The organism is Anaerostipes sp. Marseille-Q3525, from assembly GCF_018223505.1.
GTDB classification, from domain to species: domain Bacteria; phylum Bacillota; class Clostridia; order Lachnospirales; family Lachnospiraceae; genus Anaerostipes; species Anaerostipes amylophilus.
In genome coordinates, this window is sequence record NZ_JAGTTT010000016.1 from 25205 (window position 1) to 49409 (window position 24205).

The 24205-nt window shown below is 35.0% G+C and carries 21 protein-coding genes; 1 reads left to right on the forward strand and 20 read right to left on the reverse strand.

Annotated elements, in window-relative coordinates:
- Positions 1–45 precede the first annotated feature (45 nt).
- Genes KE503_RS08785 through KE503_RS08795 form a run of 3 tightly spaced genes read right to left on the reverse strand, consistent with a single transcriptional unit; the run spans position 46 to position 5183 of the window.
- Entirely contained in the window at positions 46–978 is a 933-nt protein-coding gene (locus tag KE503_RS08785) for a glycosyltransferase family 2 protein (protein WP_117944853.1), read from the reverse strand.
- Positions 979–995: 17 nt separating this feature from the next.
- Complete coding sequence (locus KE503_RS08790) at positions 996–3248, reverse strand: DNA gyrase/topoisomerase IV subunit A (RefSeq protein WP_212385027.1); 2253 nt, start codon at positions 3246–3248, stop codon at positions 996–998.
- A gap of 21 nt (positions 3249–3269) precedes the next feature.
- The gene (locus tag KE503_RS08795; RefSeq protein ID WP_022374324.1) at positions 3270–5183 is read right to left on the reverse strand and encodes a DNA gyrase/topoisomerase IV subunit B; all 1914 of its coding nucleotides are present in this window, start codon (positions 5181–5183) and stop codon (positions 3270–3272) included.
- A 169-nt stretch (positions 5184–5352) separates the two neighbouring features.
- On the opposite strand from KE503_RS08795, the gene KE503_RS08800 reads away from it, so the two are divergent.
- On the forward strand, positions 5353–6018 hold the full coding sequence (locus KE503_RS08800) for a hypothetical protein (RefSeq protein WP_212385028.1): 666 nt from the start codon (positions 5353–5355) through the stop codon (positions 6016–6018).
- 53 nt (positions 6019–6071) lie between these two features.
- Here the strand turns inward: KE503_RS08800 and KE503_RS08805 are convergent, their stop codons facing one another.
- The 17 genes from KE503_RS08805 to nusB all read right to left on the reverse strand — a co-directional run bounded on the left by KE503_RS08805 (position 6072) and on the right by nusB (position 24197).
- A complete protein-coding gene (locus KE503_RS08805; RefSeq protein WP_055197151.1) occupies positions 6072–6617 on the reverse strand; it encodes an RNA polymerase sigma factor in 546 nt (181 codons plus the stop codon).
- Positions 6618–6688: 71 nt separating this feature from the next.
- On the reverse strand, positions 6689–7696 hold the full coding sequence (gene fliB / locus KE503_RS08810; RefSeq protein WP_212385029.1) for a flagellin lysine-N-methylase: 1008 nt from the start codon (positions 7694–7696) through the stop codon (positions 6689–6691).
- Between the two features lie 15 nt (positions 7697–7711).
- Positions 7712–8518 (reverse strand): sporulation transcription factor Spo0A, encoded by an 807-nt coding sequence (gene spo0A / locus KE503_RS08815; RefSeq protein WP_022374328.1) that lies wholly within the window; start codon positions 8516–8518, stop codon positions 7712–7714.
- A gap of 58 nt (positions 8519–8576) precedes the next feature.
- Complete coding sequence (gene spo0A, locus KE503_RS08820; protein WP_081020024.1) at positions 8577–9416, reverse strand: sporulation transcription factor Spo0A; 840 nt, start codon at positions 9414–9416, stop codon at positions 8577–8579.
- Between the two features lie 21 nt (positions 9417–9437).
- On the reverse strand, positions 9438–10259 hold the full coding sequence (gene spo0A / locus KE503_RS08825) for a sporulation transcription factor Spo0A (RefSeq protein WP_212385040.1): 822 nt from the start codon (positions 10257–10259) through the stop codon (positions 9438–9440).
- Between the two features lie 198 nt (positions 10260–10457).
- Positions 10458–13241 carry an AAA family ATPase gene (locus KE503_RS08830; protein ID WP_022374331.1) on the reverse strand — a complete coding sequence of 928 codons (2784 nt, stop codon included), beginning with the start codon at positions 13239–13241 and terminating at the stop codon, positions 10458–10460.
- Positions 13238–14377: an exonuclease SbcCD subunit D gene (locus tag KE503_RS08835; RefSeq protein ID WP_022374332.1), complete on the reverse strand. Its 1140-nt coding sequence runs from the start codon at positions 14375–14377 to the stop codon at positions 13238–13240. The genes KE503_RS08830 and KE503_RS08835 overlap by 4 nt, the downstream gene beginning before the upstream one ends.
- A 62-nt stretch (positions 14378–14439) precedes the next feature.
- Positions 14440–15657 (reverse strand): SpoIVB peptidase, encoded by a 1218-nt coding sequence (spoIVB, locus tag KE503_RS08840; protein WP_022374333.1) that lies wholly within the window; start codon positions 15655–15657, stop codon positions 14440–14442.
- A 74-nt stretch (positions 15658–15731) separates the two neighbouring features.
- Complete coding sequence (gene recN, locus KE503_RS08845; RefSeq protein ID WP_022374334.1) at positions 15732–17414, reverse strand: DNA repair protein RecN; 1683 nt, start codon at positions 17412–17414, stop codon at positions 15732–15734.
- 19 nt (positions 17415–17433) lie between these two features.
- Positions 17434–17892 (reverse strand): arginine repressor, encoded by a 459-nt coding sequence (argR, locus tag KE503_RS08850; RefSeq protein ID WP_022374335.1) that lies wholly within the window; start codon positions 17890–17892, stop codon positions 17434–17436.
- Positions 17879–18739: an NAD(+)/NADH kinase gene (locus tag KE503_RS08855; protein WP_117944860.1), complete on the reverse strand. Its 861-nt coding sequence runs from the start codon at positions 18737–18739 to the stop codon at positions 17879–17881. Before KE503_RS08855 ends, argR begins: the two co-directional genes overlap by 14 nt.
- Position 18740: 1 nt before the next feature.
- Positions 18741–19562: a TlyA family RNA methyltransferase gene (locus KE503_RS08860; protein ID WP_022374337.1), complete on the reverse strand. Its 822-nt coding sequence runs from the start codon at positions 19560–19562 to the stop codon at positions 18741–18743.
- Between the two features lie 4 nt (positions 19563–19566).
- On the reverse strand, positions 19567–21438 hold the full coding sequence (gene dxs / locus KE503_RS08865) for a 1-deoxy-D-xylulose-5-phosphate synthase (RefSeq protein WP_212385030.1): 1872 nt from the start codon (positions 21436–21438) through the stop codon (positions 19567–19569).
- A gap of 22 nt (positions 21439–21460) precedes the next feature.
- Positions 21461–22354: a polyprenyl synthetase family protein gene (locus KE503_RS08870; protein WP_055197136.1), complete on the reverse strand. Its 894-nt coding sequence runs from the start codon at positions 22352–22354 to the stop codon at positions 21461–21463.
- On the reverse strand, positions 22344–22553 hold the full coding sequence (xseB, locus tag KE503_RS08875) for an exodeoxyribonuclease VII small subunit (RefSeq protein WP_022374340.1): 210 nt from the start codon (positions 22551–22553) through the stop codon (positions 22344–22346). The genes KE503_RS08870 and xseB overlap by 11 nt, the downstream gene beginning before the upstream one ends.
- 17 nt (positions 22554–22570) lie before the next feature.
- Complete coding sequence (gene xseA, locus KE503_RS08880; RefSeq protein WP_022374341.1) at positions 22571–23794, reverse strand: exodeoxyribonuclease VII large subunit; 1224 nt, start codon at positions 23792–23794, stop codon at positions 22571–22573.
- A complete protein-coding gene (gene nusB / locus KE503_RS08885; protein WP_022374342.1) occupies positions 23784–24197 on the reverse strand; it encodes a transcription antitermination factor NusB in 414 nt (137 codons plus the stop codon). Before nusB ends, xseA begins: the two co-directional genes overlap by 11 nt.
- Between the last annotated feature and the right edge of the window lie 8 nt (positions 24198–24205).

Below are 24205 nucleotides of genomic sequence, written 5' to 3' on the forward strand. Positions count from 1 at the left end.
GCTTTCGGTTACTCATTATATCATAGAATCAATAAAAACTGTAGATTATTTTATTAAGTTTTCGTTAAAATTCCAGTACGTCTTATTCATTGTAAGTTTTAAGATCATCCATCTCGGAAGCTTTTTATAGTTTCTTCCAAGCTTATAACCAATCAGTTTAAATCCAGAATCAATCACATATTTCGGAATCAGATAAATTTTTCCTTTAGTTATCAAATGTCTGATCGTTGAAATAACCATTTTAACTCCCTCGGATTCAGATTTTACTTTCAAGAACAAGCCTCCATGATCCACCTGTGATACAGCAAGATCAAAATTACGATGAAGCTGCTGCATTGCTTTATAATCATGCCAATGCCAGACTCTTGCATCGGCCTGATAGGCAACAGCTTTTCCATCTTCGATCAGTTTAGAGGCCATGATCATATCTTCATTAAAAATTGTTTTGTGTTCAAAACCTCCCATTGCATCATAATCTGTCTTTCTATAAGCACTACATACATTAGAGCAAAAAAAAGTTTTGATTCCCAGCGTATCAAGATCTTCTCTCCTCTTAATCCTGCTTTCTTCTGGGTAATTAAAGATTCTTGTATAATATTCGATATAATTTTTCTTTGGATCTGCCATCTGCCTTCCATATGCTGCTGAAACTTTTGGATCATTAAACGCCTTTATCAAATTCTCTACTAGATATTTATCTTTTGGAATTGCATCATCTGTCATAAACATTAAAATATCTGCATCTTCTGCAAGTGAGGCTCCATAATCTCTTGTTGCCCCATGGTCAAAGTTTTCTTTTTTAATATGATGCACTTCCACATTGTCATATGGACGTATCATCTCCTCATCAAAATATTGTGCTTCTGTATTAATCAAAATGATCCTGTCTGGTTTTCTTGTCTGCTGTGCAAGTCGTTTTAATGATTTCTTGAATTTTTCTCCAGGTTTATAAGTCGGTATGATCAAATCAACTTTCATAACATTTCCTTTCTGTTTTATCTGCGGACCTTAGTTCCTTTCGTATCTCGTTTTGACAATTTTAATCTGTTAAATTCGAGTTCTTTTTCCTTATACATAATGGAACTTATATTTTGTGCATCCATAACATATACATTCGTGATAAGATCATCTTTAGATAATTTCATTCCTCTCACACCAAGTGCACTTTTTTTCTTCTTCGGAATTTCTGCATATGGAAATTTTAAAAATACTCCATCTTTTGTCTGTAAAACAACTTTATCCTCAGATTCTTCACTCCAATCTGCCACAATTACAGCAACCAGTTCATCTTCGGATAGTTTTGTCGCCTGTACTGTTCTTTTTGATGCATTTAATAAGTCTCCATCCATTACCTTTAACATGCTCTTTGCAGTTGCAAATAGCAACGTACTATGTATCATTGTCTGGGCATCAAGTACTTGTATAATATATTCTTTCGCACTATCATAATTACAAAGATTATCAATCGGTACACCTTTATCGCGGAACTTACCTGCCGGAATATCAAACACTTTAATCTGATGCATCAGTCCAAGATTGGTAAACACACAGATTTTGTCTGTGTTCATGCAAGGCACAATAAATTTATATTCTTTTAAAATATTATCCTTATTTCTCTGATAGGTTGCTTTATCCATTGTTTTCGAATAACCGAAGCGATCCATCACAAAATAAACGGTCTCTTCTTTAATTGGTGCTGCAACATAAACTGCCTCTTTTGCGTCTTCAACAATGGTTTTTCTTTGTGATCCAAATTCTTTTTTGATCGAGTCTAATTCTTTTCGTATTACATTTTTTAATGATTTTTCATTAGCCAGAATATCTTCGTATTCTGCGATCTTTGTAACAATTTCTTCATATTCTTCCTTAAGCATTAAAATTTCCAAACCGATCAGACGATATAATTTCAGATCAAGGATCGCACTTGCTTGTTTATCTGTAAATGAAAGTTTTGTTGCTTCGATCATAGAATCCGATGACTGAAATCTGATATTACCAACATCTCCTTTTGTAAGACATGCCTTAACTTCTTTCTGATTTTTACTTCCACGAATGATCTCGATGATCAAATCTATCATATCGCAAGCCTTGATCAATCCTTCCTTGATCTCGCGCTGTTCATATAATTTATTTAATAACGTTTTATATTTTCTTCTAGTTACTTCGTAATGAAACTGTGTATGATTTTCAATGATTCCTTTTAAATCCAATGTCTCCGGCCGTCCATTGACGATTGCAAGCATATTAACACCAAATGTATCTTCAAGCTTTGTCTTTTTGTATAAAAGATTTTTAAGGCGTTCCACGTCTGCCCCTTTTCGCAGTTCTAGAACAATTCTGATTCCATCTTTTGATGATTCATTTGAAATATCTAAGATATCTGTTGTTACTTTATTTTCAATCAGTGATACAATATCAGATAAAAACTTAGATATGTTATTCCCGATCATTGTATATGGAATCTCTGAAATTACAAGTTTATCCTTTTCTCCTCGTTTCTTTGCAGGTTCCAAAGTCACTTTTCCTCTTAATTTTATCTTTCCGATTCCTGAAGAATAAATATTTAAAAGATCTTTTTTATTGATCACAATACCGCCTGTTGGAAAATCCGGTCCTTGAATATATTCCATTAATTCTTCATTCGTAATACTTTCCTTACGCATATAGGCTTTCACCGCATCAATTACTTCACTAAGATTATGTGGTGGAATACTTGTTGTCATACCTACCGCAATTCCATCCGCACCATTTACCAAAAGATTCGGTATCTTAACTGGAAGTACTTCAGGTTCTTTTTCTGTCTCATCAAAGTTGGATACAAAATCAACAACATTCTTATCCAGATCTGCCAGATAAGCTTCCTGTGTAATCTTTTGAAGTCTTGCCTCTGTATATCGCATGGCCGCAGCTCCATCTCCTTCAATGGAACCAAAATTACCATGTCCGTCTACTAGCGGAATTCCTTTTTTAAAATCCTGTGACATAACGACTAATGATTCGTAAATCGAACTGTCTCCATGGGGATGATATTTACCCATTGTATCTCCAACAATTCTAGCAGATTTTCTATGTGGTCTGTCATAGCGGAGGCCTAACTCATCCATAGAATAAAGCACTCGTCTTTGTACTGGCTTTAAACCATCTCTTGCATCCGGCAATGCTCTTGCACAGATAACACTCATGGCATAATCAATATAAGATTTTTGCATAACCTCAGAAAATTCCGCTTTAATAATATGTTCTGACATTATTTATGTTTTCCTTTCTTTTTATATATCAAGCATCGCATCATTTGCATTTTCGTAAATAAACTGTCTGCGAGGCGGCACATCACTTCCCATAAGCATGGAAGTTACATCTGATGCCATTCTCGCATCTTCGATCTCAATCTGTTTTAAAGTACGGCTTTCTGGATTCAATGTTGTTTCCCACAACTGCTGTGCATCCATTTCACCTAAGCCTTTATATCTTTGCAACGTAAAGCTTCCTTTATGATTTGCACGGTATTTAGAAAGTGCCACATCATCATAAAGATATGTTTCTTCTCCTTTTTTTGGCATTGCCTTATATAATGGAGGCGTTGCAAGATATACATGTCCATGTGTAATAAGCTCCGGCATAAAACGGTAGAAAAATGTTAAAAGTAACGTGGCAATATGTGCTCCATCCACATCGGCATCTGTCATAATAATGATCTTATGATAACGAAGCTTTGTAATATCAAAATCATTTCCATATCCTTCTGAAAATCCACATCCAAAAGAATTGATCATTGTCTTGATCTCTGCATTTGCAAGTACTTTATCCATCGTTGCTTTTTCTACATTTAAGATTTTTCCACGGATTGGAAGAATTGCCTGTGTTTTTCTATTCCTTGCTGTTTTTGCAGAACCTCCTGCAGAATCTCCCTCAACGATAAAGATTTCACATTCCTCTGCTTTTCTGCTTTCACAGTTTGCCAATTTCCCATTACTGTCAATTGATAGCTTTTGTTTCACTAGCATATTCGTCTTTGCTTTTTCTTCTGCTTTTCGAATCTTTGCAGATTTTTCTGCACATGCCAACACTTTCTTTAATGTATCTAAATTCTTATCAAAATATAAAACAAGTTCTTCTCCTGCAATCTCTCCAACTGCTTTGGCTGCATCTGGATTATCAAGTTTTGTCTTCGTTTGTCCTTCAAATCTTGGCTCAGGATGTTTTACAGAAACAATCGCTGTCATACCATTTCTTACATCTGTTCCCGTAAAGTTTGCATCTTTCTCTTTTAAAACGCCTATCTCCCTCGCATACTGATTCATGATCGTTGTGAATTTCGTTTTAAATCCAGTGATATGTGTTCCACCTTCGATCGTATAGATATTATTACAAAAGCCAAGAATATTTTCTCCAAAATCTTCTGTATACTGAAAAGCCACCTCTGCTTCAATTCCATCAACCATACGCTTAAAATAAACTGGTTCATGAAGCATTTGCTTTCCTTCATTTAATTTTTTTACATATGCACAGATTCCCTCTGGCTCATGATAATCAACTGTGGTTTCTTCACCTTCTCTTTGGTTAATATAATGAATCGTAAGGTTTGGATTCAGATATGCTGTCTCATGCAAACGGTTTCTTACCATCGCTGCTTTAAAATATGTTTTATCAAAAATTTCTGGATCCGGAAGAAACTGTACCTTTGTTCCTGTATCAGACTTTCGACATGTTCCAATCACTTCAAGCGGTGTTATGATTTTTCCTCTTTCATACTTTTGCTGATAAATCTTTCCGCCTTGTCTGACAGTCACTGTAAGCCATGTAGATAATGCATTTACCACAGATGCACCTACTCCATGAAGGCCTCCTGATATCTTATATCCTCCATCTCCAAACTTACCACCCGCATGCAGCATAGTAAATACCATCTCAACTGCTGTCTTTCCTGTTCTTTCATTGATTCCAACTGGAATTCCTCGTCCATTATCTATGATCGTTGCAGTCCCATCATTATTTAATGAAACTGTGATCTCATTACAATATCCTGCAAGAAATTCATCCACTGAATTATCTACGATTTCATATATTAAATGATTTAGTCCCTTTGTAGATACACTTCCGATATACATTCCAGGACGTTTTCTGACAGCTTCCAATCCTTCCAAAACTGAAATACTGTTAGCATCATATGTTTTACTTGCCATAAATCCAAAACACTCCTTTTCATCTTTCGGTTATTTAGTTTAACACACAACTTTTTGTTACGCAAACGCAAATCTTATATACCTTTGAGCAGCTTTCGACAATGATTGACTTTATCTGGCAAAATCCATATAATATTAAATATACAAATAAACAGAAAGGATAAAGAGTATGAAACGTAGGATTTACAGACAAATCCTGTCCGGTGTATTAGGTATCTTGTTATTATTATCTCTTGCCGGATGCGGACAAACCAATGCGATTGCAAAACCAGACAAGACAATGGAGGCCTTTTATGATCTGATCATCAGGCAAGACACCTCTGCTATGACTGATCTTGGAATTGATTCTAAGGAATCAAAGGAAACTTTAAAAACCTATCAGTCCTCTATGGTATCTACAATCCAGAAAAGTTTTAAAGATGCTGGAGTTGCGATCACAAAATCACAGGCAAAAGACATTTTTAAAGCAATCAGCAAGAAACTGGCTTCTTTGGAATATAAAGTTTCCGTCGTTAAGAAAAATGACAAAGAATCAACTGTAAAAGTTTCCAGCCAATATATTAATTACCTTGATATTTTCAAGCAGGCAAAACAAACAACTTTAGATGAGTTAAAGCCTCTGCATATTGAGAAGTTATCTGATGCTAAAAAACAACTGGTATCAAATGTAATCGATAGTTTTAATTCAGCTCCTGTTTCCAATGACATGCACGATAAGACATTCACTTTGAATCTTCAAAAGATCAAAAGCGGTAAAAATACAATTCGTATTTTCTTCCCAGAAAAATATGAAGAAGTTGGAAGCAAGCTGACCGAGATTGTTACAAATCAATAATATTAAGAAAAAGGTTAGCACAATTTTATCGCTAACCTTTTTCTTATCTCTCTTTATAATTCGTCCTCTTCCATCATCTTCTTTAATTGAACTCTCGCCTCACTGCATCGTATTTTTACCGTTCGTTCTGAAATCTTAAATATGTCTGCAATCTCTTTGCATTTTAAGCCATAAACATACCGAAATAATAATGTATCTCGATGACGTCTTTTCATTCGAGAAAGATTATATTTTAATGAATCCAAATCTATCATCTGAAGATAGTTATCTCTCGGATCTTCAATAAAATCACCTTCCGTCCCATCGTCATAAACAAGACTTTCATGTTCATTATCTTTCTCTTCCTGAATAATATCATACGCTTCATGTTTTAGAACTGTAGACAAAAAATAAAACACTTCATCTCTCGGCACTTTTAAAATACCATCAGGATATGTCAACACTTTCGCAAATGCACTCTGTACAACATCTTCTGCAAAATCTTCATTTTCAACATATTTTCTTGCAATGAAAAACAACCTTTTTGAATATTCTGCATACAGTTCTTCAATATACTTGATATTTTTCTTTCCTATTGGTTTCCTCTTTCGAATTTCCATACAATATTTCTCTTTCGGTTTTTCTATTTATCATTTACTATCTCTCAATTATTATAAAGATATTATGTATATTAGTCAAACAATAGTTCTTCAAAGATTGCTTCTATATTCTCCTCTGAATATTCAATTTCTTTTGAATACATTTTAGCAATATCTAAAAGTTCAAAAGAACTATCGTATACCTTACAATACTTTGCCACAATTTCTATCATCAATACACTTAAAACTGCAAATTTTATTTTATCTATCAGATTATCATCTTCATATGCCTTAATAAAATGCCGATAAATAAAATAATACAATAATCGCTCTATATATTGATCATTTATATCTTGTTTCTTACACGTTTCAAATTCTTTTACCGATTTCCTAAGCAGACTCTGAAATGTTTCATCCATATAGTCAAGATTACTATAGAAATCAAACCAGTATTCCAAATAATCTTTCTGCCTCATCTTCAACATAAGATGTTGTGGTTTTATCTTCTTCTGATCAATCGGTACTGTAAGTTCTCCTGTATAATTTATTTCCTTTTGATATGCTGCTGTCAGATCAAAAATTTTATCAATCTTCTCATCCACACAATATTCTTTATTTTTCAGAATATTTAATAACAACATCTCTAGCTTCATTAATTCATTAACCCATTCATCATCTTCTTTTTCTGATTTCAAAACATCTTCTTCTATTTTCAAGTCTAAATCGTTTAAGATCAATCGAGCTGCTTCTTCACAAGCCAATCCAAGACCTGACTGCACAATATGTCCATATTCATTATGAAACCTTGGATGTTCAGTGCATATATCACATAAAGCCTCTTCCCCTAGCTGAATATATATATCACATAGATTATTCTCATTTAAAAAAGCACATCTTCCATCTTCATTCATATAAAACTTAGGTTCCTCTTCCTGAATAATTCCCTCATTCAAACGTTTTTTAAATGGAGTTGCAACTTTTTGATATTGTTCATATGATCGCCGATCAATCATAATATCCCATCCAATGCAACAATTGTCTTTACATTTTTGTGCAATGCATTGAAAATTTCTATAATAGCTTGGAATATATTGTTTCATATTTTCCTCCAAATTTTATGATACCCGAATCTGGTATTCCAATCTCATCCAGTCGGCAACTGCAGCAATAAATTCAGAGTTCGTTGGTCTTTCCTGCTGCTCAATCACAAAAGTTCCAAAAATTTCACCTAACAGTTGTTTGTTTCCTCTGATCCACACAATGTCAACCGCATGACGGATTGCTCTCTCAACGCTTCCTATCGTTGTCTTGTATTTCTTAGCAATATCCGGATAAAGTGATTTGGTAATATAATTAACACTGTTTGCATCTTCCATAGCCATTAAAATTCCACACTTTATATAACGGCATCCTTTGATATGTGCTGGAATCCCTAAATTTCTTACTAAAAGACTTATCTCTCTTCGAATATCATTTTTATTACCAATAGATGGTATTTCTTCTTTTTCTTTATGTATTTCTTTTTGAATCTTTGTATTTACAGAACGAATTCTTATCATCTGTGTAATTCTCTCTGCAAGAATCGCTGCTTGAAATGGCTTCATCATGCAGTAGTCAACTTTCAAATGTCTGATATACTCCATCAGATCTTGATTTTCCATCATTGTCAAGGCTATAAATGCCGGCACTTCATCTGGGCTCATCACTTCCCTGCACCTTTCAATAACCCCAAGCCCATCAAGTCCTGGTAACATCAGATCAACGATCACTAAATCTGGTTTTAGACTTATAATTCCAGAAAGTGCTTCTTCACCATTTTCTGCGATTGCTATTACATTATATTGCTTTTGCAGTTCTTCTTTTAATTGTTTGGATTCGTGTGGATAGCTATCAGCAATTAAAACATTGTATCTCTCATCCATATTTTCTCCTCCAAGCAATCTCCCTATTTTTGTTCTTCTACATCCTATCTACATCTTTTTAGGATGCATTGATATGATAATCTAATCTTAGCTTATCTGCAATCAGTGCTATAAATTCTGAATTTGTAGGTTTCCCCTTACCTGCACTGATCGTATACCCAAACATTTCTTCTAATAATTCCACTTTTCCACGACTCCATGCAACTTCGATCGCATGACGTATCGCTCTTTCGACGCTGCTTGATGTCGTTTTATATTTTTTAGCAATTGTCGGATATAAAAGTTTTGTGATGTAATTCATCATATTTATATCTTCAATTGCCATAATAATCCCTTCTCTTATATATTGATACCCCTTGATATGTGCCGGAATTCCAAGATCCCTGATAATTTTTGTCACATCTTGCTTCATATTAAATTCATAATCCAGAACCGTTCTTTGTTTTCTTATTTCTACACTTTGTAGTTTTTCCTTCTGACGGATCTTTTGATCCAACCCTTTAATCTTTGCCACTTGTTTGATCCTATGAATCAAAACCTCTTGTTTGAACGGCCGCATCATACAATAATCAATATCCATATGATTAATACATTCTATGAGTTTCTCTGTTCCTATAGAAGTCAATACAATAAAAACTGGAAGCTGTTCATATTCCATCTCTTCTCTGCATTTTTCAATAACACCAATTCCATCAATCTGTGGCAGCATAATATCAATTAGTACAACATCTGGTAATTGTCCTTTGATTTTCTCCACTGCTCTGACTCCGTCAAATGCAGTTCCTGCTACTTCAAAATCTGTTTGTAATCTAGACTCTAGGATCTCTGCCTCCGATACATCTCCATCTACAATCAAAATCTTTAACTTCTTTTCCATCTTTTTCAGCCTCCTGATCATGACAATGTCTATATCTACTGCCTATTTCCCTTGAGATATTATCTCATCTCCATATTCCAGACGTATCTTATCAGCGATCAATGCGATAAATTCTGAATTTGTAGGCTTTCCTTTACCTGCATGGATCGTATATCCAAATAACGCATCAATCGTATCCATTTTTCCTCTTCCCCAGGCTACTTCTATTGCATGTCTGATTGCACGTTCTACCCTGCTTGGTGTTGTATCAAATTTCTCAGCAATCGATGGATACAGCTGCTTTGTGATAGAATTCAATATATCCATATCACATACTGCCATCATAATAGAATCTCTCAAATACTGATATCCTTTAATGTGAGCTGGAACTCCGATCTCGTGAATCATATTCGTTATAATGATCTCCAGCTGGTTCTCTGTTAATCCATGGATCTTCTCTGGTACAGAAACGAATGGTCTTTCAGGCACCTCTTGCTTTATTCTTGCCTGTTTGATCTGTTTAATGATCGTGCGTAAATCAAAAGGTTTCAAAATAAAATAGGATGCACCTAAATCCATAGCTTCTTCACAGACATTTTCCTGGCCCATTGCAGAAAACATAATAATGATTGGTCTTTTACTGAGATTTTCATTCTGCAAATGTTCCAATACCCCAATTCCATCAAGCTTTGGCATAATAATATCAAGTAACACTACATCCGGTTGTCTTTCCTTGATGATGCGCAACGCATCTTCTCCGTTATCAGCACTTGCAATTACTTCGATATCGCTTTCTTGTTCTAACAGTTCTGTCATCATCTCAACGGTTCTCTGGTTATCATCTGCAATAGCCACATTAATCTTGTTCATATCCAGTCCTCCCATTCTGTTTTTCTCTACATTTTTATTATATATTTTCTCTAAGTTTACAAACAACCCATATTTCTCCGCAAGTTTTGGTCGATTTCCAAAGGATTCGACATAATTCGACAAAATTAATTGTATTTTTTAAAATCGTTGTCATATTTTTTCTTTTGCACTTAGTATAACATGACTATAATCTTCTGTCACAAGAATTCCTGATTATTTCACTTTACTCCCTGCATGATCTTTGTAAACTTCTATCTTCTGATCAATCTGCTCTTTTAATTCTTCAACATGTGATATAATACCAACCAGCTTATTTCCTTCAAGTGATAATGAATGTATGATCTGTATTGCTTTGTTTAACGAATCTCCGTCAAGTGTTCCAAATCCCTCATCAATGAAGATTGTATCCACCATGATCCCGCCTTTTTTATTCTGGATCACGTCACTTAATCCCAACGCCAATGACAAAGCTGCTTTAAATGATTCTCCTCCTGAAAGAGACCGGATATTTCTTTTTTTCCCTGTCCATTCATCAAGAATTTCTAATTCAAGTCCAGAAGATCCCTTTTTATTGTCATTTTCTTCTTTTCTAAACAGATAATAACGTTGTTCACTCATGACAGCCAATCGCTGATTCGCAGCAGAAAGAATCCGATCAAAATACACCGACTGTACAAATCGTTCAAAAGAAACTTTGTTTTTTCCCTTTTGTTCCCCATTTGCTGTATCTGAAAGATCCTTTAACAATGTATAATTTTCTTCTGCTTCTTTATATTCCACAAGTTTTTTCCCCATAAGATCAGCCGTCTGTTTGTTTAAAAGAATCTGCTTATTTAATTGTTCAAGAACTTCTGTCTGTTTTTGAATCTGTTTTTGTTCTCTGTTTAATTTTAATTCAAACTTTTTAAGATCTATAAACTCTTCTTTGGATGACCTCATCTGCTCTAACCAGACTGTAAGTTCTTGAAGATTTTTCTCTTTTTCTTCCCTTGCTGCTATGATCTGGACTTCTTGTCTTTGAATTATTTCCCGCTTGTTCTTAATCTCATCTGCCGTTTCATGTGTTTTTGCAATCTCATCAAGCAATTGTTGTTTTGTTTCATTTGCCTCTTTAAGAGATTTATATAAAAGATTTTTTTTGATTTCAAAAATTCCTGCTCCTGCCTCTTTATATAAAATATCTTTCTCATGTATCTTTTCCAACAATTCATTTATTTTTTCATCATAAGATTTCTGCTTTTGTTTCGATTTTTCAATCTTGTCTCTCTGATCTGCAATTTTTTCTTTCTGTCTCTCTATGCACTCAAACGCTTTTTTAATCTTTTTATACTCTTTGATCGTTTCTTCGTATAATTGATCAATTTCTTCAAAATTTTCTGGTTCTTTTCCACTTTTTCGGCATAGATTTTCCCTTTGAGCCTCTACCATCCCTTTTCTTTGTCTTACTTTTGAAAAAACCGTATTATACTCCTGATCAATCTCTTCTGTCTGTTCTCTGAGATTTTTTAACAATTCTTGCGTAATATCACTTTCTTTAAACTGTGCTACATTCGGATGTATTGTTGAACCACAGACAGGACATGGTTTTCCTTCTATTAACGTTCGTGCCAGAAGACCTGCCTGATTACAATCATACTGATCCTGCCAGTCAGATAAACGATCCTTTAATTTTCTGCGTTCCAGTCGAATTTTCTCATAAATTTTCATTTCCTTTTCATAAACTACAAGTTCTTTAAGATATTTTTCTTTGTCTTTACAAAGTTCCTTCAGCTGCTTTTCACGAACAGACATACGAAGTTCCTCTTTTTGAAGTTCATCATATTGTTCCTCTATTTCTTCTGTCTGACCTAAAAACTCTGCAATTGTTTTTTCTCTTTGCTGTTCTTTTTCTTTTTTCTGGTTTAATTCTTCTCTTTGATTTTCATATCTTTGTTTTACATTTTGATAAGATTCCTGCTTTTTTACCAGATTTTCCAATTCTTTATACTGCTTTGTCTGTTTTTCAATCTCTACCACACGGAGCTCTTTTTTATGTAATTTGGGGGCATCTTTCTGAATCTTATCATATTGTTTTTTTATCAGGCGCTGCTGTCTTTTAGCTTCTTTTTCATCCTCTGAAAGTTCCTTGATCAATAATTTAAGCTTTTTAGCCTCCTCAGTTTTATCTTTCATTCGTGAATAAACAATCTTCTGCTCATTCCATATTTGTTCGTCTTTTTCTTTCTGCTCTCTTAAAACTTCATATTCTTTTTGTTTACGATTATGATACCTATTTACAATATCCAGAAATTCCGGAATCTGATGCTTCTGTTTATAATATTCTTTATATATCTTATATTCTGGCTCATCTTTTGGTATATAAACACTATCTTCCTGTTCTAATAACGTATCCTGAATATTGCTATATTCATATTTGCAAGAAAGATGACGTCGTTTAATTTTTTCCTGAAATTCGTATAAATAACCAGTACCAAAAATTTTACGAAATATCTCACTTCTTTCTTTTCCTTTGGCATAAAGCAGTTTTAAAAATTCTCCCTGTGCGATCATAGAAATCTGTTGATACTGTATCCGATCCATACCAAGAAGTTCTTCTACTTTGGCTGTCACCTGATAATTTCCTGTCTCAAGAATTTCTTCATCCTGATATAAAACTGCTTCTGGTGATTGACGTGTCATACCATCACCACGTTTACTTTTTCTCATATAAGATGGAATTCTTTCAATCTTATATTCTATATTTCTATGTGAAAACAAGAAAACAACTTTCGTTTCTACATCCTCTTTTGCAAAATCACTACGAAGCATATCCTGTTTTCTATAAGAACCACTTGGTTCCCCATACAAAGCAAAACAAATACCATCAAAAATAGTTGTTTTTCCAGCACCTGTTTCTCCAGAAATCAGGAAAATACCATCTTTGAACTTTGTAAAATCAATAATAGTTTCTCCAGCAAATGGTCCAAATGCTGACAATATCAATGTATGTGGTCTCATCGGATCACCTCCTCAAAAACTGATAACACCAGCTGTAATCTTTTCTCATCCAAATCAATATGATTTTGCATCTTATAAAACTGCTCAAATAATTCCGCTGGACTTTGATCTGAAATCTGATCTTCTTTGATCTGTGCACTTTCTAACTGTTTCATGTGTCTACGATTTTTGAAACTGATCTGCATAACATTTGGATAAATTGTTCTCACTTTTCCAATCGCATCTAAAATCTGTTCTTCATCTGTAAGAATTACATGCATATAATCTTCTTGATTACCAATCTCACATTGTTTTTTTAATAATTCTTCTAATGAACATTCAATTTCTCTCATATCTCTCAAAGGTTTTAGTGGGTGAAATGACAAAGATATTTCTTTCTTTGCATCAATTGTAAGAATTGTTGCCTTCTTGTCCATATGAATCTCTGAAAATGAATACTTAAGAATCGATCCTGCATATCTAACCATTTCACGTCCCATCGCCTGTGGTTTATGAATATGTCCAAGTGCTACATAATCAAATGGATCAAAAATATGAAAATCAATATTATCAATTCCTCCAAGACTACTTGTTTCTGAGTCTGATAACTCTGGATTTTTCTTATTTGCAGTCACAAACTGATGGGATAACAAAATGTTTGTTTCTTCTTCATCTATCTTTGTGTGTTCAATCAGATATCGGAAACATTCCTCATATGAGTCTGTCTGCAGCTGAAATATATGGCTGATATAAGCAGATTTTACAAATGGCAACATATAAAAATTCACTGTGATTCCATTTTCTTTTACTGTGATCTTTTCTATTTCATTTTCAAATTGCGATGCAATATATAAATTAGAACGTGTAAATAAGCTCTTCCCAAATGATAAACGATCAATTGAATCGTGATTTCCGCTTATCATAAGTACTTTAATCGCCATTTTACTTAATTGATCTAAAAACTCATCAAGAAGATGTATTGCTTCGATCGTAGGGATTGATTTATCGTAAATATCTCCGCATAGTAAAACAATTCCTACACTTTCTTCTTTGATCAATGTTATGATCTGATCTAATATATACTTCTGATCTTCGATCATCGACATCTCATTCACTCTTTTTCCAAGATGTAAATCTGCCAGATGCAAAATCTTCATATCCCTCATCCTCCTATTTTTTATTTTTCTATTGTAACAAATTTATACTTAAAAAGCATCTTCTATTTTTTCATCTCATAAATCATTGTTTCCATCAAAATTGCATATCCTTTTGTCGGATCATCTACAAAAACATGGGTTACTGCACCAATCAATTTTCCATCCTGTATGATCGGACTTCCACTCATTCCTTGTATGATTCCATTTGTAAGATTTAACAACCGCTTATCTGTAACTTCAATTTCCATGCTTTTTAAAACATCTGTATCGGATGGAACAACTTTAGAAATTCTAATTTCATATTTCTTCATAGAGCCTGTAAGATTTGACAAAATATAAGCCTTCCCTTTCTTAACGTCTTGTCTGTATCCAATTTCATATGCTTTACTTTCCGTATCCGATACTGTTCCATAAATTCCTTTTTCTGTATTCTTTTTTATAGATCCTATAATATTTTCTTCTTTGTACTCGATACTTCCAACAATCTCTCCTGGTGTTCCTGATTTTCCCTTTTTGATAGAATAAATCTGTGGAGTTAATAAAAATCCGCCTTTGATCTTTAAAAGCTTTCCTGTATCCATATCATAAATTCCATGTCCTAAGCCTCCAAAAGAATCTTTTTTTATATATGTCATAGTTCCGATTCCTTGTGTATTATCCCTGATCCATGCCCCGATCTTATACATATGATCTGTCTTTGAAAACTCCGGCTTAATCTTAATCTTCAACACTTTTGATCTACGGCTGACTGTCAATGTAACAGAATTTCCATTACTTTGATTAATTTTTTCAATAAACTGCTTTTTCGACAAAACATCTGCTCCGTCTATCTTTTTAATATAATCCCCACGATACAATTTATTTTTGCTTGGTGCATGATCGACTCCATTTTCTCCAGTAAAACCATCGGTATCGATCACTAAAAGTCCATTTGTTTCAACATAAATTCCGACAACCTGTCCACTCGGGATAACTTTCTGTCCATCAACTACTTTTACCTTAATCTTTTTAAGCGGAATAGCCCCAAACAAACTAGTTTTCATCTCATACTGCCCACTGCTGCATTTCTGAAAAATAAAAGTTCTGTTTAGTTTAATCTTCTGGTTATTGATCGTCGCACTTGCTGGAATATTATAGCAAAGTGATATTTTTTCTCCTTTCTTGATATGAATCGTATTTGGCAATTGTGATTTACAATATTTGATATAAAACACTGTGATTGCAAATAAATTCAACATAAAAAGTATAATGAGAAGCTTACGGTAACTGTATTTTTTCATATTCTTCCTCCTAAAAAAGGACATATCGTAATTGATATATCCTTTTTATTATATGAAAATTACCGTTTTCATAATCAGTATAATTTTGTTTGATCTGCCAATGTTTTCATTTCTTTTGCATGTTCCATGGATGCTTCACTTCTCTGATCTCCACTGATCATTCTCGAAATTTCTTTCAATGATTCTTCTTTATTTAATTTGTAAATCATTGTTTGTGTATTTTTTTGGTCTGTCTGTTTCCTGATAAAATAATGACTGTCTGCCATAGCTGCAATCTGTGGAAGATGCGTGATCGCAATTACCTGATGATCTTTTGAAATCACTGCCATTTTCTTAGCAACACGATTTGCTGTTTCTCCACTGATTCCCGTGTCAATCTCATCAAAGATCAATGTATCAACACCATCCGCCTGTGCCGAAACGGACTTTAATGCAAGCATGATACGTGACAACTCACCACCAGATGCAACTTCCTGAACTGGACGCATTGGAAGTCCCGGATTTGTTGAGATCATAAAACGTATCTGGTCAATTCCATCTGGTGAGATCTGATTCTTTCTTGTCATTTCGATCTCAAATCTCACATCTAAGAAATTCAGATCTTCCAACGCTTTTGTAATATCACGTTCCAGTTTTTTAGCTTCTTTTTCTCGTTTTTGCGACAGATTTTCAGCTTCTTTTATATATTGTTCTTTTATCTGTTTTTGTTCCTGTTTTAGTATATCAATCTCATGTTCTACATCACATAAAATATTATACCGCTCTGATGCTTTTTGTCCGTATGCAAGGATCTCTTCAATGGAGGAACCATATTTATCTTTGAGGGAATTGATGACATTTAATCGTTCTTCTGCTTCCTGATATGTCTGTTCATCAAAATCCATATCTTCCATATAATCTGTCAATTCCTGGTGAAATCCATTCAAAAGATCTTCTATGGATAATAACTGCTCATAAAATCCTTGTATTACCGGATCTAAATGACTGATTTCCTGCATTTTTCTAAGACTTTCACTTAGTTGATTCCCGATAGAAATCTCTTCTTCATATCCAGTCAGCATACTTGCCGCCTGACAAGATGTAATGATCTCTTTGCTATGAAGAATCTTTTTATAGACCGCTTCTAATTCTTCATCTTCTCCTTCGATCAGATTTGCATTCTCAATCTCTGAAATCTCATGTTTAAGAAAATCAAGTTCTCTTAATCTTTGCTGATCATCGATTGATATTTCTTTAATTTTTTCTTCAATCTTGTGATATTTCTTTGACAGTTCCCTGCATTCTTCTAACGATTTTTTTGCTTCTATTGGTAAAAAATGATCCATCATACTTAGATGATTTTTCTCTTTTAAGAGCACTTGGTGTTCCTGTTGCCCATGAAGATCAAATAATCTTCTTGATACTTCTCTTAACGTATTTAATGTAACTGTACTATCATTGATCTTATTAATACTTCTCTTTTCGTTGATCACACGTTTAATAAAGATCTGCCCATCTTCCACTTCAAGATCAAACGCTTCAATTTCTTTGATGAGTTTTTCATCTTCAATCCAAAAAAGCAGTTCAATAACTGCTTCTTTAGCACCTGGACGGATCATATCTTTAGAGATTTTCTTACCTAGTGCACTTTCTATGGATCCTATCAAGACCGATTTCCCTGCACCTGTCTCACCAGTTAGTATATTTAAATGTTCATCAAATGTAATCTCAATCTCGTCGATCAACGCAAGATTCTTTACATGTAAATTCTGCAGCATAGATTTCCTCTCTGTTTTTTTATTCTTTTAATTTTTTGATCATATGATTAATCTCTGCGATCGCAGTTCTTCCAATATTTTTATCTTTCATGACACACATAATTGTATCATCACCCGCAATCGTCCCAACCATACCGATAATATTTAACGAATCAAGTGCCGCTGCTGATGCCATTGCCATTCCAGAAACTGTTTTTACAACAAGCATATTCTCTGCTAATTCCATGGACACAATCGCTTCTGCAAGAATTCTCTGATATTTTCTTGAAGTCTCATCTTCTTGATCGATCAGACAATATATCTGTTTCCCATCTGCATCTGGTTTTTTGATCAGCGCAAGTTCCCTGATATCTCTCGAAATCGTCGCCTGTGTCGTCTTAAAGCCAATCTGATTCAATCTTGATAATAACTCTTCCTGTGTTTCAATTGGATACTTCTGAATCAACTCAATGATCGCTTCCTGCCTATTCTTCTTCATTCTGACCTCCAACTTTGATTCGAAGGATTCTGTAAAAGCTGTCTCCTTTCACTTTAATGATCCTTGCAATCTTCTTTGATCTTCTTACTTGAAGGACATCTCCCGGCTGAAGTTTTCGTGCAACCTGCCCGTCAAATGTAACATAGGCTTCTTCTAACTGAGATTCCCTTACATTCTCAATATAAATATCAATCTCATCATCCTGCGACAAAACAAGACTCTTTGACTGCAATGAATGAGGACAGATCGGTGTTACAAGAATTACGTTAGCTTTCGGATTCACAACAGGACCTCCAGCAGATAAATTATATCCTGTAGAACCTGTTGGCGTCGAGATAATGATTCCATCTGCTTCATAAACATCTAGCAGCTTTCCATTGACCATAATACGAAATGAAATAATTCTCGAAAAACCACTTCTTGCGATCACAACATCATTTAATGCAGGAAGATGATCTGTTTCCTGATCTGCATGGATCACACGTCCATCTAGCATCATTCTCTCTTCAACCTGAAAAGTATCATTTAACAGTCCATCTAGGCCCTCATACAGCTTAGATAACTCAATCTCTGTCAAAAAGCCAAGTGTTCCAAGATTGACTCCAACCATTGGAATATCATGATCTACAACCAGTCTGGCTGCATGAAGCATTGTTCCATCTCCACCGAGAACGATCACACATTCTGTATCTTTCGTAATACATTTCATATCTTTCTGAATATGTCTTGTAAACTCACACATCCTATGGCTTTTTCCACCATTTTTCTCAATATAATCCTGAATTTGTTTTGAAATACGAAATCCCGGATCTTTTTGCTCATTCGTTAAAATCAAAAAATTCTTCATGTTATTCCTTATTTTTTGCCAGATCATTATGAGATGCATCTACGATCTTTATAATCTGATCTGCCATTGTATGTCCATTCTCCATTGTCTCTGTTTTTCTCATATGTAATAAATATTCAATATTTCCCTCTGGCCCTTTGATCGGAGAATAATCAAGATGTAGTAATTCAAATCCATTAGACGATGCAAAATCACAAATCTTCTCAATTACCTCTTCATGGACTTTCGGATCTCTTACAACACCCTTTTTCCCGACCTTTTCTCTTCCAGCTTCAAACTGTGGCTTGATCAGTGCAACCACTTCTCCGCCCATATTCAAGATTCGATATACCGCAGGAAGAATCTTCGTAAGGGAAATGAAGGAAACATCAATTGATACAAATGATGCTTTCTCATCAATATCATCTTCTGTCATATAACGCATGTTTGTGCGTTCCATGCAGACAACCCTCTCATCATTTCTTAATTTCCAGTCTAACTGTCCGTGTCCAACGTCCACAGAATAAACTTTCACTGCACCATTTTGCAGCATACAATCTGTGAATCCACCTGTGGAAGCTCCAACGTCCATACAGACTTTATCTTTTAGTACGATATCAAAGTTATTCATGGCTTTCTCAAGTTTCAATCCACCACGACTAACATATTTTAATGTTTTTCCTTTTACTACAATCTCCTGTTTCTCATCAAAAGTAGATCCTGCTTTATCTTCTCTTTGTCCATCGACAAACACGATACCTGACATAATGATCGCTTTCGCTTTTTCTCTGGAAGATGCAAGCCCTTTCTTTACTAATAATACATCTAAACGTTCTTTTTTCATTGTTCTATTCCTTCATCCATTGTCTGATAGAGTCAGCAATACTTTCTCCATCAATCTTAAGCATTTTTCTTAATTCACTCACAGAGCCATGTTCTACAAACTGATCATCAATTCCAAAGCATCTTACTTTCCCTTTATAATCATTTTCACTTAAGAATTCATTGATCATCATTCCAAAACCACCATTTAAAACGCCTTCTTCAACAGTAATGATCTTGTCATATTTTCCTGCCAGATCAAGAATCATTTCTTTGTCAAATGGTTTTATATATCTTGGATTCACAAGTCCAATATTATATCCTTCTTCTCCAAGGATCTTCACTGCTTGATCTGCCTCATCAAAAATATTACCCACACCAATGATCACGGCATCGCTTCCTTCTTTGATTACCTGACCTTTTCCATAGTGTAACTCTTCAAACTGATCTTCATACAAAGAAAGAGCTTCTCCTCTAGAATACTTGATCGCCGTTGGTCCCTTTGCATGATGTAGTGCATCTTTTAACATCTCTTTAAGTTCTCTTCCATTGATCGGTGCCATGACTGTAACATTTGGAATCATAGATAAATATGGGATATCAAAGATTCCCTGATGCGTTTCTCCATCTGCTCCAACAAGACCTGAACGATCGATCCCAAAGATCACTGGATAATTACCAATCGCAACATCATGAAGAACCTGATCAAATCCTCTTTGCAAAAAAGTGGAATAAACTGCAAATACTGGTTTTAATCCTCTAGAAGCCATACCTGCGCAAAATGTTACCGCATGTTGCTCTGCAATTCCTACATCAAAGAATCGATCTGGAAAATGTTCCTTGAATTTACCTAGTCCAGTTCCATCTGGCATAGCTGCCGTTACAGCAACGATCGTTTTATCTTTCTTTGCTTCTTCGATCAATGTCTGGGAAAATACAGCTGTATTAGATGGATTATCTGACTTTTTAAGTACTTCTCCTGTCTTTAGGGAAAACGGGCTGATTCCATGAAATTTCGCTGGATTTTGTTCCGCAGGGCGATAACCTTTTCCTTTCTTTGTTACAACATGAATGATGATTGGCTCATCTAATTGTTTTGCACGATTTAATGTATCCACCATTAAAGGAATATTATGTCCGTCAATCGGTCCAACATATGTAATCCCCATATCTTCAAAATACATTCCCGGAACAAATAACTGTTTGATCAAATCTTTTGATTTCTTAATGATCGTTGTCAGTTCCCTTCCGATCCCCGGAATCTTCATCAAAGACTGCTCTACATTTCCTTTGAATTCAACATATTCTTTCTTTGTTCTGACTTTATTTAAATATGCAGACATTCCACCGACATTTTCTGCAATAGACATCTTATTATCATTCAAAATAACCATAAGATTTTTCTTTTCTTTACGCAATCTTGCCATATTATTTAATGCTTCGTATGCCATTCCTCCAGATAAAGCACCATCTCCGATCACCGCAACGATCGTCTCATCTGTATGATTGATATCTCTTGCCGTAACCATCCCAAGTGCAGCAGATAAAGACATGGAACTGTGTCCACTATGGAATGCATCACAGTTACTTTCTTTTCTCTTTGGGAATCCACTCATACCATGAAATTGTCGCAGATTCTGAAATCCATCCTTTCTGCCTGTCAAAATCTTGTGTACATAGGATTGATGTCCAACATCAAAGATCAACTGATCCTTTGGAAAATCAAGAACAAGATGAAGTGCCATCGTAAGTTCTACGATTCCAAGATTCGATGCCAGATGTCCTCCTGTACGACTGACATTTTTCAACAGAAAACGGCGGATATCTTTCGCCAGAAGTTTATAATCCTCTGGCTGAATCCGTTTTATATCATTTGGATCATTGATATATTCTAACATAATGCTTCCTCTTTCTCTCTGCTTAGTGTGTTCGATGAATTAAAAATCTTGTAAGATTTGTAAGATAACGATTTCCCACATCATATCTTGCTAAAATCTCAATTGCTTTCTTTGAAATTTCTTCTACATCTTTTGCAGATTGTTCCAATCCCTTTAATGTCACGTAAGTCGTCTTGTGATTCTTCTCATCACTTCCGACTGGCTTTCCAATCTCTTCTTCATCTCCAGTAAGATCCAGAATATCATCCTGAATCTGGAATGCAAGTCCAATATATTCCCCACATTCTTCCATCGCCATAACATCTTCTTTCGATGCCCCTGCAAGAACTGCTCCGATCATCATGCAAGCCTCGATCAATGCTGATGTCTTATTCTTATGGATAAACAAAATCTGTTCCATACTAAGCGGTGTTCCCTCTAGCTCAACATCTGCAACCTGTCCACCGATCATTCCATAGATTCCAGGTTTTCTCGCAAGAATCTTCACTGCTTCAACTACATTCATCATCTCATCTTGATCCGCAAGATCAAATGCTTTCGTTGCAACTTCATATGCATAATTAAGCAACGCATCACCCGCAAGGATCGCCATATCTTCTCCATAAACAATATGACATGTCTTTTGTCCTCTTCGATAATCATCATTATCTAATGCTGGCAGATCATCATGGATCAGAGAATATGTGTGGATCATCTCAATCGCCGCCATAAATGGTTTTACGATATCTCCCTCTCCTCCAAACATCTTATAAGTTTCATTGATCAGCATTGGACGAAGACGTTTTCCTCCTGCCTTTACTGTTGTATTCATTGCAGTTAAAACTGTTTTTTGTAATCCTTCTTTGGGTGGCAGATATTGATCTAAAATCTGTTCAATCTGCTCTACCCTTTCATTCATCTCAGCCTTAAAGTTCATGTTCTTCCCCATTTTCTTCTAATATGATCAGTTCTTTTTCTACTTTATCTAAAGAATCTTTGCACTGTTTTACAAGCCCGACACCTTCCGTATACAATTTTACTGCCTCTGGAAGTTTGATCTCTTCTCCGGAAAGCTTTGTAAGAATCTCATCTAACTGCTCAAATCCCTGATCTATATCAAATTTTTTCTTTGCCATATCAAATTTCCTCTTTCTTAACTTTCCTTAATTTCATCCATTCTCTTGATCTGCTCTGCTTTCGTAATGATCGTTCCATCAGAAATCGTCAATGAAATCTGATCTCCTTCCATCACCTTCTTAACACTTGTCACTGGCTCTCCGTTTGATCCTTCGATATATCCAAAACCATTAATAAGTTTCGCCGTCGGAGACAATCCGTGAAGTTCCTTTGTATACAATTCCAGTTTGTGCTGATAGTCAGTCATCTTGTTCTTCATTACTGCATGGATCTGTTCTTCCAATTCTGCTAAATGCATCTTCTGTTCCTGTAATTGAAAACGAGGATCAAAATTAGCAATTGTAATCTGATATTGTTGCAATTTCATCTGATATCTACGAACCACCTGTTTCAATAATGTTCGAAGCGTATATTCTCTATTGGTGATTCCTTCCATCACTTCTCTGATATCTGGAACTGCAAGCTCACATGCCGCCGTTGGTGTTGCTGCTCGAAGATCCGCAGCATAATCTGCAATTGTTGTGTCTACCTCATGTCCTGTTCCAGAAATGATCGGTGTCTGTGCTTCATAGATTGCTCTTGCAACCTTCTCCTCATTAAATGCCCATAAATCTTCGATGGATCCACCACCTCTTCCGACAATGATGATATCCACTCCATATTGATCTAATGCTTTAATTCCTGCAACAATGGTATCTGACGCTCCATCTCCCTGCACTTTCGCTGGATATAAAATAAGCTGGACATAAGGATTCCTTCTCTTTGCTGTACTAATGATATCATGGATCGCCGCACCTGTCCTTGCAGTTACCACTCCGATCTTCTTTGGATTCTTAGGAATTGGTTTCTTCTTCTCATGATCAAATAAACCTTCTTCATATAACTTCTGCTTTAACATCTCATAAGCTACATAAAGCTCCCCGATTCCATTGAGGCGGATCTCTTGTGCATAAAGCTGGTAACTTCCTCCACGCTCATACACACTGATATTCCCATCAACTACAACTTCCTGTCCATCTTCTAACTCAAACTTCAGCCCATCATATCTTGCATTCGCAAACATAACACAAGATATCTGGCTTCCTTCATCCTTTAATGAAAAATAAATATGCCCGGAAGAATGGTATTTGCAGTTTGATACCTGTCCTTTGATCGAGATTCTTCTCAGAGCATAATCACTTTGAAACATTCTCTTGATATAAGTATTAATCTGTGTTACAGAAAAAACTTTATTCTTCATTCATATCCTGTCCAATCTTACTTAACACACCATTGATAAATGGAGCTGCTTTCTCGTTGCAGTATTTCTTTGCAAGTTCTACTGCTTCATTGATCGCTACCTTTCTTGGCACCTGTTCATCTAATAAGATTTCATATGTTGCAAGTCTTAAAATAGACAATTCTGCCTTTCCAAGTCTTTCAAGATTCCATGCATTTGTATGAGCTGAAATTTCTTCATCAATCTCATCTAAGTGTTCAATCAGATTCTCTGTCTTTGCTGTAATCTCTTTCTGAGTCTTCTCATTAATACTCTCATGTCCATGAAAATATAACTCTACCTGATCTTCAAATTCTTCCTTTTCACAGAATTCTACACAAAATAAAATTCTAAAAATATGTTCTCTTACCTCACTTCTTTTCATTATGATTC

Excerpts from the sequence above, each read along its gene's own strand:
- KE503_RS08835 (WP_022374332.1), bottom strand. The coding sequence starts at position 14,377 with ATGAAGATTTTGCATCTGGCAGATTTACATCTTGGAAAAAGAGTGAAT.
- KE503_RS08805 (WP_055197151.1), bottom strand. The coding sequence starts at position 6,617 with ATGGAAATTCGAAAGAGGAAACCAATAGGAAAGAAAAATATCAAGTAT.
- KE503_RS08830 (WP_022374331.1), bottom strand. The coding sequence starts at position 13,241 with ATGAGACCACATACATTGATATTGTCAGCATTTGGACCATTTGCTGGA.
- xseB (WP_022374340.1), bottom strand. The coding sequence starts at position 22,553 with ATGGCAAAGAAAAAATTTGATATAGATCAGGGATTTGAGCAGTTAGAT.
- nusB (WP_022374342.1), bottom strand. The coding sequence starts at position 24,197 with ATGAAAAGAAGTGAGGTAAGAGAACATATTTTTAGAATTTTATTTTGT.
- spo0A (WP_212385040.1), bottom strand. The coding sequence starts at position 10,259 with ATGGGAGGACTGGATATGAACAAGATTAATGTGGCTATTGCAGATGAT.
- spo0A (WP_081020024.1), bottom strand. The coding sequence starts at position 9,416 with ATGATCAGGAGGCTGAAAAAGATGGAAAAGAAGTTAAAGATTTTGATT.
- KE503_RS08870 (WP_055197136.1), bottom strand. The coding sequence starts at position 22,354 with ATGAACTTTAAGGCTGAGATGAATGAAAGGGTAGAGCAGATTGAACAG.
- KE503_RS08790 (WP_212385027.1), bottom strand. The coding sequence starts at position 3,248 with ATGTCAGAACATATTATTAAAGCGGAATTTTCTGAGGTTATGCAAAAA.
- KE503_RS08800 (WP_212385028.1), top strand. The coding sequence starts at position 5,353 with ATGAAACGTAGGATTTACAGACAAATCCTGTCCGGTGTATTAGGTATC.
- spoIVB (WP_022374333.1), bottom strand. The coding sequence starts at position 15,657 with ATGAAAAAATACAGTTACCGTAAGCTTCTCATTATACTTTTTATGTTG.
- spo0A (WP_022374328.1), bottom strand. The coding sequence starts at position 8,518 with ATGGATGAGAGATACAATGTTTTAATTGCTGATAGCTATCCACACGAA.
- xseA (WP_022374341.1), bottom strand. The coding sequence starts at position 23,794 with ATGAAGAATAAAGTTTTTTCTGTAACACAGATTAATACTTATATCAAG.
- KE503_RS08860 (WP_022374337.1), bottom strand. The coding sequence starts at position 19,562 with ATGAAAAAAGAACGTTTAGATGTATTATTAGTAAAGAAAGGGCTTGCA.
- fliB (WP_212385029.1), bottom strand. The coding sequence starts at position 7,696 with ATGAAACAATATATTCCAAGCTATTATAGAAATTTTCAATGCATTGCA.
- argR (WP_022374335.1), bottom strand. The coding sequence starts at position 17,892 with ATGAAGAAGAATAGGCAGGAAGCGATCATTGAGTTGATTCAGAAGTAT.
- recN (WP_022374334.1), bottom strand. The coding sequence starts at position 17,414 with ATGCTGCAGAATTTACATGTAAAGAATCTTGCGTTGATCGACGAGATT.
- KE503_RS08795 (WP_022374324.1), bottom strand. The coding sequence starts at position 5,183 with ATGGCAAGTAAAACATATGATGCTAACAGTATTTCAGTTTTGGAAGGA.
- KE503_RS08855 (WP_117944860.1), bottom strand. The coding sequence starts at position 18,739 with ATGAAGAATTTTTTGATTTTAACGAATGAGCAAAAAGATCCGGGATTT.
- dxs (WP_212385030.1), bottom strand. The coding sequence starts at position 21,438 with ATGTTAGAATATATCAATGATCCAAATGATATAAAACGGATTCAGCCA.
- KE503_RS08785 (WP_117944853.1), bottom strand. The coding sequence starts at position 978 with ATGAAAGTTGATTTGATCATACCGACTTATAAACCTGGAGAAAAATTC.